The sequence below is a fragment of the Halobacillus sp. GSS1 genome, assembly GCF_017307035.1.
Taxonomy (GTDB): Bacteria; Bacillota; Bacilli; order Bacillales; family Halobacillaceae; genus Halobacillus; species Halobacillus litoralis.
On the sequence record NZ_JAFLHE010000005.1, the window covers coordinates 25,088 to 37,875 of the forward strand.

A 12,788-nucleotide genomic window follows, 5' to 3' on the forward strand; every position below is an offset into this window, starting at 1 on the left:
TCCTTATCCATTATTCTAAACCCTATGGAATAACTTCTCATCTCCTTTAGGGAATCTACCCATGTCCAATCTGATAGAATGATAAAAAAAGGAGTGATCCAACATGGAACTTACTGATCACCTGGGACAGGAAATCATCCATCGCCTCTCTAAATACATCGATGTAGCCATCAACCTAATGGATCCGACCGGAAAAATTGTGGCCAGCACAGACCACGCCCGCATCAATCAAGTCCATGGTGGAGCACAAAGAGTGATAGAAACGCTGGAAGCCCAGCAAATAACCAAAGACATCTCATCCCAATATTCCAATACAAAACCTGGGGTTAATCTGCCGATTTTTCATAGAGGAGAACTTGCAGGTGTCGTCGGTTTGACAGGAAATCCAGATCAAGTCTACCAAGCAGCCGGAATGACCCAAGGATCGGTCGAGATCGCGCTGGAACAATTATATATTCAGAAACAGAGTTTCTATCAGGAAAGACAATGGAACCACTGGTTTCATCGGCTCATTTCAGATGAAGATATGGAAGAGCTGGAAAAAGAAGCCCGCTACTCTTTACGAGCAGACCTTAAGAAAGCATGGCAGGTGGTCGTTTTCCAGACAACCTCACCTTTTGATTTTACAGAGAGACTCCGAAGACAGGCAGAACAGCTGCAATTACGTCCTCTTTTCATCCTCCCTTTTCAGGAAAATTCAGTGGTCATGCCTCTTCCATTCCAAGAGCATATTCCACCCTTCCAAACAGAAGGACCCGCCGCTGTTGGTGAACCAGGGTACAGTGCCAAAGGTATTTATACATCTTTCCAACAAGCATCACAGTCGATAGAGATTGCAGGAAAAGCTGGAGAGATGATTTACAGCGGAGCGTTTAAGGTTGAACGGCTACTTTCAAGCATTACAAAAGAGACGTACATAGAGATCACGGAACCTTTCGCCAATCGTTTGAACCGATTAGAAGCACCTTATTTAGAAACACTTGATTCTTTTTTCAAAAACGACTTAAAAATGAACCGGACTGCTGATGGATTGCATATCCACAGAAACACACTCCATTACCGTCTGGATCAAGTTCATAAAAAAGTAGGGTTGGATGCACGGTGTTTCAAAGATGCGATGATCTTACAAGCGATTTTAATCAACCGATGATTTGTGCATTTGCACAAGAATACGTTTACAATTTTCTGATATTTTGTAGATCCCATCAATTGTTATCGTTTCTTATTTCCTGTTGAATAGAAAGTAAGCAAATATAGTAAAGGAGGGTGAATGATGAAGGTTGCTTTTGCCCCTGATTCGTACAAAGGAAGTTTGTCTTCCATTCAAGTCGCTGAAATTATGGAAAAGGCTTTTCATTCGGTAAATCCAAATATAGAAACCATCAAGAAGCCAATGGCTGATGGTGGAGAAGGTACCTTAGACGTATTTTCTACCTCTGTGCCGCACGAAAAAATTCAATTTTCATGCAAAGGGCCTTTAGGAGAAGAGCGGGAAAGCTGGTATGTAAAACTGGACGATGATCGAGCGGTCATCGAAGGAGCAGAAATTGCCGGCTTACCACTCGTACCGACCGAAAAACGTAATCCCGATCACACAACGAGCTATGGGATCGGGCAGGCAATCACGCATGCGTTGGATGAAGGATGCACGGACTTGATTGTAGCTATCGGGGGGAGCTCTACGAATGACGGCGGTCTCGGAATGTTACAGGCGCTGGGGATGAAAACCTACGATGAAAGCGGTCAGATAACGGGGATCCACGGGAAGGATCTACATACTGTGAAAAAAGTAGATTTGTCCGGATTGGACTCCCGCCTGAGAAATATTAAAATTCATGTTGCTTCTGATGTAGACAATCCACTGACCGGAAACCGAGGTGCCAGTCATGTCTATGGCCCACAAAAAGGAGCGACCGAGCAGCAGGTCTATGCTTATGACCAATCTCTAGACCACTATGGAAAACTCGTGGAAGAGGTGCTTGATAAAAACATCATGAACACGCCCGGTGCTGGTGCAGCCGGTGGCCTCGGCTTTGCTTTTCTAACCATTGGTGCTCAGCTTGAATCAGGCGCAAAGTTAGTCGGCGATGCCATCCAGCTCCAAGAGACCATCCGCGGTGCTAATTACGTCATCACTGGCGAAGGTCAAAGCGATGAACAGACCCTTTATGGGAAAGCACCCGGCTATGTAGCTGAACTTGCAAAAGAAAACCATACGCCTGTTCTTCTCATTTCAGGAAGTTTAAGCAATGACTACGGGGCATTAAATGAAAGGTTTACGAGCTGTTTTTCCATAACTCCAGGTCCTTCCTCACTAGAGGACTGCCTGAAGAACGCAGAAGAATATTTATTTGAGACAACAAGACAAATTGCAAGGTTGATCACCAAACAATAAAAAGGAGTGAGAAGTATATGGAAGGTTTCGGACTTGTACTTATTATTTTACTCGGTGTTTTATTTGTCATTGTAGCCACAGCGAAATTCAACCTCCACCCTTTCCTTTCTCTTTTGATTTCTGCTTTCGCTATCGGAATTTTATCCGGTATGCCACTCGGAGATGTCGTAGAGGCCGTCAATGGCGGTTTCGGAGGGTTGATGGGAGGAATCGGACTCGTCATTGTATTTGGTACAATCATCGGTGTCATTTTAGAAAAATCAGGCGCTGCCTTACGTATGGCTGAAGTCGTCTTACGAATCGTTGGGGAAAAGAGACCACAGCTTGCCATGAGCGCTATCGGTAGTATTGTTAGTATCCCGGTATTCTGTGACTCAGGCTATGTTATTTTATCCTCTTTAAAGAAAGCGCTTGCAAATAAAACGAAGGTGACCGTTGCATCCATGGCGATCGCATTGTCTACAGGTCTTTTTGCCACGCACACTTTAGTGCCACCGACACCTGGACCTATCGCAGCGGCAGGGAATATCGGTGCGCAGAATTATCTAGGAACGGTCATATTATTCGGTATCATCGTCGCGATCCCAGCTATCCTGGTTGGATACATCTGGGCGGTCAAGGCCGGTAAGAACATTCACATTGAACAAAGTGAAGATGATGCGTTGTATGATTACGACGAGGTCGTCAGCAGCTTTGGTGATATGCCTTCGGCTTCTAAATCCTTTGCCCCCATTTTAATTCCAATTCTTCTCATTGGATTCAGCTCTGTCATTACTTTCGCTGGATGGGAAGGCCCGCTATTTTCCTTTTTCCTATTCCTAGGTTCACCTGTTGTCGCTCTTCTCGTCGGTGTCTTATTCGCCTTTACTCTTCTTCCAAAATATGATGAAGAAACGCTTACCGAATGGGTCGGAATCGGCATCAAGGAAGCCGCTCCTATCCTGTTGATTACAGGAGCAGGTGGAGCTTTCGGTTCTGTGATCAGCTCCACAAGTATCGCTGATCTTATTAAGGGGATTGCTGGAAATGAAGTAGCAGTCGGAGCGGTATTCATCTTCATCCCATTCATTATCGCAGCCGCATTAAAAAGTGCTCAAGGTTCATCTACTGCTGCGATCGTCATCACATCAACCTTAATCGCTCCCCTTCTTCCGCAAATCGGAATCGAAGGTGCAGTACCGCTGGCCCTTGTTGTCATGTCCGTAGGTGCCGGCGCCATGGTCGTCTCCCACGTGAACGACAGCTATTTCTGGGTCGTTAAAGAATTCAGCGGGATGTCCATTACGCAAGCCTACAAGGCTCAAACGATGGGCACACTATTACAAGGAATAACGGCTATTATTGTCACATCATTTCTTTGGTTCATATTGGTATAACACGAAGGGAGACTTCCAGATTGGAAGTCTCCCTTTTTAACTTTCCCATGTTTGCTCGCGTGAAATTTCCTGTTACCAAATGAAATAAACACCTAAAACAATCATCCCTCAAATCGGCATAGACAGCAATCCAGCCCATAATAATCCTTTGAAAAAGTTCCCCTCATCATGCTCCATACCATCACCTCTTTAGTAACAGTATGAACAACACCAATCGGACTCTTACCTTTTAATGGTCTGCAAAAAAAACAATCCACTATCAATTCGGGTTGAAGAAAAGACAACTCGGTTCAAGAGATCTATTCTATCATAATGTGGCTAAAAAAATCACAATAGGAATTGTAACTAAACTGAGCACTGTGGTTGCTAAAGTTGCACTCGTAACGGTTTGGGGTTCGGTTTGAAACTGGATGGCATACATCGTCGTATTTGCAGCTGTAGGAGTGGCCGCCATAATGATCATAATTTGCTTCATCAACGGATCGACAGGCATTGCCCAAACGATGGCGGCTGCGATGGCTGGAGCAGCTACCAGTTTGATCATTAAGGCGATGGATACTTTCTTATATTCGAACCCTTTGACTTTGATGTTCGCGAGTTGCATGCCAAGGGTAAGCATGATCAAAGGAATCGTAGCACTTGCAATTAAATCTACGCCTCCTTTAAGCTCTCCGATAGATATGCCGAACGTTTGGAAAAGAAACCCGGCTATAGCCCCATAAACCATTGGCATCCGACGTACGGAGCGCAGGGCAGCTTTCATTCCATCTCCCTTGTCTCCTCCCCCTTTAGCCGCATAGTAAACGCCTAAGGTACTCATCAGCAGCTGTTGTAAGACCATAAGGACAATCGCGGTTTCCATTCCTGCCGTTCCGAATAAGAACAAAACAAGTGGTGTGCCGTAGTTTCCATTATTAGTGAAGGCACAGGACAAGACCATCCCGCATCTTTCCTTTTCGGTATAGTTTTGTATCTTGGAAAGAATAGAAACGATGCCAATGATAATGATGCACAATCCCAGCATATAGATTGAAATATAAACATAGGAAAAGGTGATCTTTTCTTCGTAAAACGTCTGGAAGACAAGGAACGGAACGAGAATATAAAGAGCTAGTTTTGAAAACGTAGAAGTATCGAATTGAAAGATCTTCTGAGCTCCATAACCAATACCAAATACTAAGAAAATTGGCAGTAAAATCGTGATAAACTCCATATGCTTTCTCCTATAAGTTAAATTAAGAAAAGGGAGCCGTATGGACTCCCTTCCCAGTTACAAGTTGAATACAACAATTTTCTCTTCTGTCATTTCCTCAATGGCATAGCGTGGACCTTCTTTTCCTGTTCCACTCTTCTTCACGCCGCCATATGGCATGTGGTCGACTCTATAGCCGGAAGTATCGTTGACAATCAAGCCACCAACGTGAATCTGATCCATGGCTTTCATCGCAAACGCCAGGCTGTTTGTGAACAACCCTGCCTGAAGTCCATACTCAGAGTCATTGACGTAAGAGATGACCTCATCTTCATCAGCATAGGAATCAACCGCTACGACCGGACCGAACACTTCCTGTTTACAAACTTTCATTTCTGAATTAACATTTGAAAGAACGGTAGGCTGGTAGAAAACACCGTCACGCTTTCCTCCGGTTTCAATAACCGCCCCTTCTGCAACCGCTTCTTTGACCCATTCTTCCACTCGAACCGCTTCTTCTTCTGCAATCATTGGTCCCATTTGTGTGGAAGGATCCATAGGGTCTCCTAATTTGATTTGGGAGGTCGCTTCTCTTACTTTTTCAAGAAACTGGTCATACACAGCATCGTGAACGTAGGCGCGCTGGACGGAAATACACACTTGCCCTGCATTGTTAAAGCTTTTTTGTGCGACCAGTTGTGCCGCTTGTTCAACTTCGGCATCTTTGTGAACGATTGTTGCGGAATTGTTGCCAAGTTCCAATGCGACATCACGTAGGCCTGCTTCTTGTCGAATCCGTTCTCCGACCTGCGGGCTCCCGGTAAATGTAAACATATTCACATCAGGATTGGATGTCAGCAGTGGTCCTACCTCATGACCTTCTCCAGTAAGTACATTCAGTCTCCCTTTTGGAAGTCCTGCTTCTTCAAACAGCTTCGTCAGTAATAAAGCCGTAAGCGGAGTCTGCTCAGCGGGTTTTAAAACAACACTGTTTCCAGCTGCAAGCGCTGGGCCAACTTTGTGGCAGACAAGGTTCAACGGGACATTGAACGGCGTAATGGCTGCAACCACACCGACAGGATAACGTCTTGTGAACGCTTTACGATTTTCAGATCCCGGGGCTGCTTCGACAGGGATTTCTTCGCCGTGGATTCGTTTTGCTTCCTCCGCCGAATTCTCTAAAGTTAAGGCAGAACGACCTACTTCTCCTCTTGCTTCATTAATCGGTTTTCCGACTTCCTGCGCAATCACCGCTGCAAACCCTTCGGTGTTGTCTCTCAATAATTGAGCGACTTTCAGTAAAACTTGATAACGATCATATAAAGAGAAAGGCACTTTAAAAGCTTCTTTGGCGCTTTCCACAGCTTCCTTGACATCGGATTCATTGGTTACGGCTGTTTCACCGATTTTTTCTTGATTGTATTTGTTCAAGACAGGAACGGTGTTTTCTTTTGTGCGCCATTCGCCATTGATAAATAAACCGAAAGAATAGTCTGTTGCTACTTTATTCATTACAACAACCTCCTTATATATTATAACGTTACGATCTTTTGTTCATTGCTAAATGCTTCCGAACGTCCAGCACTTCCAAAGACATCAATCTTCTCTTTGACTTTTTCCTTCATTCGCTCACGACCTGCACCTAAGGAATTAGCCAAAACAATGTCTTCTGGATTTGAAGCCAAATAATCCTGTAAGCCTTGCGTATAGGCCTGGCGAAGTTCTGTGTCTACATTGATTTTGGAGATCCCCAGCTTAATAGCTTCCTGTACTTGTTCATCCGGCACATCTGAACCGCCATGCAGAACGATTGGTCGAGCCACAGCTTCAGAGATTTCTTTCAACCTTTCGAAACGCAGATTTGGTGTCTGTTTGTAAATGCCATGGGCGGTTCCTATGGATACCGCTAAATAATCGACATCCGTTTCATTCACAAAGTCGACTGCTTCCTCAGTTGTCGTAATCAATGCATCTTTTTCGTCTACCGTAATATCATCTTCAGTTCCACCAATTTTACCGATTTCCCCTTCACTGCCGATGCCAAGCGCCCGGGCAGCATTGACCACCTGTTTCGTAATTCGTGTATTCTCTTCAAAGGAATATCCCGAACCGTCAAACATCACGGATTGAAAGCCGGACTGAATGGCTGCCATTGTCTGCTCATACTGGCGGCTATGGTCGAGATGGATACACACAGGGACTGTGAAATCCTTCGCAAAAGAATCGACCATATCTTTCATCGGCTGCAAGCCCAGCGTTTGAATCACCTTTTGTCCAATCTGGATCATCACAGGGGCTTGCTTTTCTTCCGCAGCTTCTAATATAGCTAAAATGGTTTCCGCATTATGAGCACTAAAGGCTCCGACTCCGTACTTGTTCTCATAAGCATGGGTTAGCAATGTTTTTCCATCCACAAATGGCATAGACGACCTCTCCTTTTATCGTTTAAGTTCAAGACTATAATGGTATTGATCGTTACGGTATTTCGTTTTCGTGTATTCAATCGGTCGTTCATTGACACCGAAGCTCAGCCTCGTCATTTCAAGAAGAGCTTCGCCTCCCCGTATTCCGAGAGCATCTGCTTCATCAATGGTTGCATTGATGGCGGCTATCTTTTCGCTGGCTCTATTCAAATAAATGTTGTAGTTTTCAAGAATTTCGTAGTAACGCGCTTCATCCAAATTGTGCTTCATCAGGATTTCGCCGATCTCTTTCGGCCAGCATGTACGTTCAAGGGCCACCGGTATTTCATCCGCTAAACGAATCCGCTCGATTAACAAGATGGGTTCATCGTCTTTGACCTCAAGCATGGACTTTTCATGATGGAGATTGGATTTAAACTCTGCCCGGATCAACTTGCTTCGAGGAACTTGCCCGCGTTCCAGAACCTCTTCAGCGAACCCTTTCAATTGACTTAAGTTTCCGCTCAATTTTCTAGGTTTCACGATAGTTCCGCGCCCTTGTTTCTTTTCTACCAATCCTTCCTGCACGAGAATGGAAATGGCCTGACGGATCGTTGTGCGGCTGACGTCGAATTCCTTCATAAGTTCCTGCTCGGTCGGAATCAATTTATCTGCTTCCCATTGTCCATTATGGATACGATCAATGAATAATTCTTTCAATTGTAAGTAAAGGGCTAAATCTTTGTTGGGGTTCACTTTAGTGTTCACTATATTCGACTCTCCTTCTCGAAAGCGGAGGATAAGAAGGCCGGTCACCTCCTAACAGTGGAGTCAACCATTGGTAATAAGCCTTTAGATCTGTGATGAATTGAGCTGGTAACAGCCGTTCTCCCTCAGCAATCACTTTTTCAAGTTTTACAGGTTTTATCTCCATTGTATAATAGTTTGATGCTTTTCGCCCAACAGCGACCATTACTTCATCATACCCTTCCATCACCCATCGACCACCTTCTCTGCCAATTTGATAAGCTTCATAGGTATCGATGGGGGATAAAGCCGATGTGTCCGCCCGTTGATTCATCCCCAACAGTTCCGCCCTTGTATTTACATTTAATTCTTCCTTGATAAATTCACTGACTTCCTTGGAAATACCCCCAAGAATGGAGCGTCCTCCTACTTGATTGAGTTCAATTTGAGATCCTTGTTCCCACTGAACCCCTTCACTGACCACAACGATCGCGTAACCATAGGAACTCAAAGCTTCTTTGACTGTTGTTAACAAAGTTTCCTTATTCAATGGCTGTTCAGGAAGAGCTATATAATGGGGGCCTTCCTCCGCATACTCTCTCCAGGCTCCTGCAGCGGCAGCTAACCATCCGGCATTCCTGCCCATCGTTTCCAATACGCGGACCTGTTCAAAATTTTTCATAGAATATAAATCACGGCTCAAATCCTTCGTCGTCTGCGCGATCGATCTCGCTGCACTTGCGAAACCAGGTGCATGGTCTGTGCCTCCCAAATCATTATCCACCGTTTTTGGAAGTCCGAGCACCTGTAGAGAATACCCTTGACGTTCGGCTTCTCTTTTTACCTTTAATAAAGCTTCCATCGTTCCATTCCCGCCGATAAATACGAGGGTATCGATTTGGTGCTTCTTCAGGGAATGGACCGCTTCAGCAATTGCCTGATCGTTAAAAGGGTAACGCCCGGATTGTAGGCACGCCCCCGGCACTGACTGATTTTCAAGAATCCAATCAATGACTTCCGAATCACCGTAAAGAAAGTTCTTTTCTACCAGACCTTGATAACCTCCTTCAACGAAGGTCAATTGACACTGTTCTTTTACACTTTCAACAAAACCAGCCAGGGTAGCGTTGATGACAGCTGTCGGTCCTCCTGCCTGCCCTACTGCGACATGTTTCATCAGGTGTCCTCCTTCAATCAATCTCTCGTATAAACGATGGTTTCAAGGTCCAGTTGACGCCCAAGCTCCACAAGCTCTTCAACGACATCTTCGTAAACGAGAGCATAGTGAGGCTCAAAACCTTCTTCCATTAAACTGTACAGCGTGTCATTGATCTCTGTCTCAAGTTCTACTTCTACAGACGTCCCGTTGAAACGTTTCGGAGTATCCAATGCATTTCCTCTCATAACAAGCAGACGATATCCATCTGGTGTATAGCTGACGCGGAACATCGTCACCTGCCCTGGCTTAAGACCAAATTCCATCGTAAATCCGAGTTTACGGTTCGGGTGCACACCAGGCTGCGCTCCCTGATCAGGGTGAGCAAGAGAATAGGCACCTGCGCCACAATGCCAGAAGACGACTGAATTACTCGCTTCATTCACATGAACCATATCTCCTAAGTAAGGCGCTTTTCCTCCACTCATCTGCTGTAAAATAAACATGGAAACAGAACCATGGATATCCGACTCACAAGAAGAGACGATCCCATCTTCGGTAAATTGGGAAAGGGTTGAACAGGCAGCTGCTCCTAATTCATTGAAAAACTCCGGCCAGCAACGGATGGCAAGTCCCGAAAGGTTTTCTTGATTAACGACAGACTCGACATAAGTCGTGAACTGAGCAAAACGCTGAACGGTTTCATCATTTCTGTTCAAACCGATCACCTGCTGCTGCGCTCGGTCAATCGCATGTTCCCATTCTCCTTCTGATAGTTTCTTAGACTCTTCGAATGCTTTCATCAAATCCACACTTTTCACTTCAACCCCCAGTTGCTTGTGAAGCATTTCTTCGTCTGTTCCTGAGAAAAAGAAGCCAGGAGGGTGTTCCCCGATGACGCCAATTTTGAATTGCTTTAAATCTTGAATCATCTGCTGAACTTTTAAATATTTTTTTAAACGCCCGCGAATTTGAGCCTCTTCCGGATTCCCGAAAAGGAAGGAATAAGGATGCTTCGCACATTTCAACACGTGGCTGGTGCTGTTCCCACCCGTTAAGGAGTTTAAGCGCAAACGTCCGTTAATGCTCGGTTCACGAATGGACCACACCATGACAGGCGCTTCCACCTGCTTGATCAGTGTTTCCACAAATTCACCATCCGCGAACGTGACACTTTGATAAATGGAAACGCCGATGTCATCCTTAGCAATCGCTTTCAAAAAGTCGTTCAAGTCATCCGGTGAAGTAAGGATGCCCTCCGGTTCAATCACTTCAATGCCTAACTCGTTCAACATCTCCGAACTCTTTTTCCTTTGGATTTCTCCTGCTTCTAAATCAAATGTTTTTCTCCCAATTGGAAGATACAATACTTTCATACTCATTGATCCGTCCCACCTTTTTTCTCTATTTGAAAACATCATACCATACATACCTACCTTTTAACAAAGGTTATTACCTTTTTATTTTACCGGCATATGTTTTTCCCGAATCTTCTCAAAGAGATCGGCGTAGGCGGATTCTTTTTTATAAAAAACAGGAGGCTGACCGATAGGAGCGGAAACTTCTACATGGCCGCCGTCAAATTCTTCACCGCTCCAGAGGTGAACCCATGTTTCATTCGGAAGATAAACATTCCACTGGCTCGTTGCTTCCTCGTAGACAGGTGCAACAAGTACATCGTCTCCCAACATGTATTGGTATTGAAGGTCATACGTCAGTGCATCATCTTCAAATTCCATAAACAAAGGCCGCTGAACCGGAATCCCTTTTTCCGCATTTTCTTTCACAAGATCTTTCAAATAAGGGGCCAATGTCACATGGACATCTGTCATTCTTATAAATGCATCCATCGTGTCTTCATCATGATCATACTGGTGACTATCGGTCGGGCGGTTTCCTTCATGACTTCTCATTACCGGCGTGAAAGCAGCGAGTTCCACCCAGCGAAGCAGCAATTCTTTGGAACGCTTGTTTCCATGCAGACTCGTGTATCCTCCGATGTCGCTGTGGTGAAGCCCATTTCCGACAAGGCCCGCAGACAGTGCAGCAGGGATGACAGACGCGATTCCATCATCAAGATCCCAGTTGACGCTCTGATCTCCCGCCCACAACAATCGGCAGTACTTTTGGCTTCCTGTGTAGCCTGCACGCATGAAATAGACAATGTCATCTGTTTTACCAGCTTCATCAACAGCTTCGAAATTGACTTTTGCCCACAGCATCGGCCAGGCATTGTGCATAAGCATGGCAGGCTCACCATTGTGGAGCTTGGCATCGGTCGGCAAGTATTCTCCGAAATCAGCCATCCAGCCATCTAAACCGAAATCAATCATGTACTTTTGAATGACGCTCTTATACCATTCAAAGGCTGCCGGGTTCGTGAGATCGACAATTCCACAGTCAAACTCACCAAAGTCCACTAAATAAACGTCATCTTGTCGATTGAGGACAAAATAATGATTCGCCGCAGCTTCTTTATACAATGCTCCATCTAAAATCAAATAAGGATTAATATAGCCTAAGAAACGGATGCCTTGTTCTTTCCATTCTTTCAGTTTTTGGTCCAGTTCAGGGTATTCGTTCTCATCCCACTGCCAATTCCAGTTCAAACGGCGGCCAAAAGAAGTGACTCTTTTTCCCTGCCAATCCTGAGCCCAGACAGCCCCTACCTTCATGCCTTTATCACGTGCAGCATCGATTTTCTTTTGAACCTCATCCGTGCCGCCTTGCATTCCGAGCCAGATGCCATCATAAGTCCATTCCGGAAGCTCCGGCTGTCTTCCTAGATGATGAGTCAGTCGAGACACTAACTCTTTGATGCTTGCTCCCGTTTCAAACATCATTTGCGACGGGACTTCCCACACTTGGAGTTCATGATAATGATCTTTTCGAAAATCAAAGTCGGCATAAGCAGTCGTATCGACATGACAGAAATACTTCTTTGAAGACAGGAATGTCGGCTGAGGGTAATTGGTATGATAATAGTCGCCCCCTGCCTTATCATGAAGGTCTGCTAGAAAAGTAGTGTACGTGTTTTTGTTGCGGCCAACACCTGGCTCAGAGGTCCATAATGGGAAATGCTTGCCCCGCAAATTCAGGTGAGACATCTGCTCCCCGCATCCGTACACCTTTTCTGTGGAATCAGCAGGGATACGAACCCAAAAACGATTGAAGGCCTTTCGATCTCCTGAAAAATCCAGTTTCAGATTTTGATTTTCATAGCTGAAGGCTACAGATAGAGTTTCAGAATCCATGGAAGTCCGCTTAAAATCAATACGGAAACCCTGTGCGCTTTCTTCAATGACTTCAAAACTTCTCAGTCCGAAGCGTTCCACCACATAATCTTCAATCTCATAATTTCCACGGTACATCTCAATTTTTTCTTCTCCTTGACCGACAAATAAACACGGGGACGTCGGTGTATGTTCAAGGATCATACGTCCATCGAGCACAACTTCGAACGTATTTCTTTGATATTGAATGGATAGCCCTTGTTTTTGTTTCGTCTGCATAGATGAAA

10 protein-coding genes are annotated in these 12,788 nt (G+C 44.9%); 3 read left to right on the forward strand and 7 right to left on the reverse strand.

What is annotated here, in order from left to right; all coding sequences use genetic code 11:
- The first annotated feature begins 103 nt into the window (after window positions 1-103).
- From J0K78_RS11920 to J0K78_RS11930, 3 genes are all read left to right on the forward strand, one after another.
- Complete coding sequence (locus J0K78_RS11920; RefSeq protein WP_206947280.1) at window positions 104-1,150, forward strand: CdaR family transcriptional regulator; 1,047 nt, start codon at window positions 104-106, stop codon at window positions 1,148-1,150.
- A 123-nt stretch (window positions 1,151-1,273) separates the two neighbouring features.
- A complete protein-coding gene (locus J0K78_RS11925; RefSeq protein ID WP_206947281.1) occupies window positions 1,274-2,395 on the forward strand; it encodes a glycerate kinase in 1,122 nt (373 codons plus the stop codon).
- Window positions 2,396-2,412: 17 nt separating this feature from the next.
- On the forward strand, window positions 2,413-3,771 hold the full coding sequence (locus J0K78_RS11930) for a GntP family permease (protein WP_206947282.1): 1,359 nt from the start codon (window positions 2,413-2,415) through the stop codon (window positions 3,769-3,771).
- 307 nt (window positions 3,772-4,078) lie between these two features.
- Here the strand turns inward: J0K78_RS11930 and J0K78_RS11935 are convergent, their stop codons facing one another.
- The 7 genes from J0K78_RS11935 to J0K78_RS11965 all read right to left on the reverse strand — a co-directional run bounded on the left by J0K78_RS11935 (window position 4,079) and on the right by J0K78_RS11965 (window position 12,780).
- Window positions 4,079-4,984, reverse strand: a complete 906-nt coding sequence (locus J0K78_RS11935; protein ID WP_206947283.1) for an AEC family transporter — start codon at window positions 4,982-4,984, stop codon at window positions 4,079-4,081.
- Window positions 4,985-5,041: 57 nt separating this feature from the next.
- The gene (locus J0K78_RS11940; RefSeq protein WP_206947284.1) at window positions 5,042-6,475 is read right to left on the reverse strand and encodes an aldehyde dehydrogenase family protein; all 1,434 of its coding nucleotides are present in this window, start codon (window positions 6,473-6,475) and stop codon (window positions 5,042-5,044) included.
- 20 nt (window positions 6,476-6,495) lie between these two features.
- Entirely contained in the window at window positions 6,496-7,386 is an 891-nt protein-coding gene (locus J0K78_RS11945; protein ID WP_206947285.1) for a class II fructose-bisphosphate aldolase, read from the reverse strand.
- A 15-nt stretch (window positions 7,387-7,401) separates the two neighbouring features.
- Window positions 7,402-8,133 carry a GntR family transcriptional regulator gene (locus J0K78_RS11950; protein WP_206947286.1) on the reverse strand — a complete coding sequence of 244 codons (732 nt, stop codon included), beginning with the start codon at window positions 8,131-8,133 and terminating at the stop codon, window positions 7,402-7,404.
- A complete protein-coding gene (locus J0K78_RS11955; protein WP_206947287.1) occupies window positions 8,123-9,289 on the reverse strand; it encodes a diphosphate--fructose-6-phosphate 1-phosphotransferase in 1,167 nt (388 codons plus the stop codon). The genes J0K78_RS11950 and J0K78_RS11955 overlap by 11 nt, the downstream gene beginning before the upstream one ends.
- Window positions 9,290-9,306: 17 nt before the next feature.
- Window positions 9,307-10,650, reverse strand: a complete 1,344-nt coding sequence (gene sftI, locus J0K78_RS11960; RefSeq protein WP_206947288.1) for a sulfoquinovose isomerase — start codon at window positions 10,648-10,650, stop codon at window positions 9,307-9,309.
- 78 nt (window positions 10,651-10,728) lie between these two features.
- On the reverse strand, window positions 10,729-12,780 hold the full coding sequence (locus J0K78_RS11965) for an alpha-glucosidase (RefSeq protein ID WP_206947289.1): 2,052 nt from the start codon (window positions 12,778-12,780) through the stop codon (window positions 10,729-10,731).
- Window positions 12,781-12,788 lie beyond the last annotated feature (8 nt).

What these genes read in the sequence shown, in the direction of transcription:
- J0K78_RS11920 (WP_206947280.1), top strand. Translation starts at nt 104, where the DNA reads ATGGAACTTACTGATCACCTGGGACAGGAAATCATCCATCGCCTCTCT.
- J0K78_RS11925 (WP_206947281.1), top strand. Translation starts at nt 1,274, where the DNA reads ATGAAGGTTGCTTTTGCCCCTGATTCGTACAAAGGAAGTTTGTCTTCC.
- J0K78_RS11930 (WP_206947282.1), top strand. Translation starts at nt 2,413, where the DNA reads ATGGAAGGTTTCGGACTTGTACTTATTATTTTACTCGGTGTTTTATTT.
- J0K78_RS11935 (WP_206947283.1), bottom strand. Translation starts at nt 4,984, where the DNA reads ATGGAGTTTATCACGATTTTACTGCCAATTTTCTTAGTATTTGGTATT.
- J0K78_RS11940 (WP_206947284.1), bottom strand. Translation starts at nt 6,475, where the DNA reads ATGAATAAAGTAGCAACAGACTATTCTTTCGGTTTATTTATCAATGGC.
- J0K78_RS11945 (WP_206947285.1), bottom strand. Translation starts at nt 7,386, where the DNA reads ATGCCATTTGTGGATGGAAAAACATTGCTAACCCATGCTTATGAGAAC.
- J0K78_RS11955 (WP_206947287.1), bottom strand. Translation starts at nt 9,289, where the DNA reads ATGAAACATGTCGCAGTAGGGCAGGCAGGAGGACCGACAGCTGTCATC.
- sftI (WP_206947288.1), bottom strand. Translation starts at nt 10,650, where the DNA reads ATGAGTATGAAAGTATTGTATCTTCCAATTGGGAGAAAAACATTTGAT.
- J0K78_RS11965 (WP_206947289.1), bottom strand. Translation starts at nt 12,780, where the DNA reads ATGCAGACGAAACAAAAACAAGGGCTATCCATTCAATATCAAAGAAAT.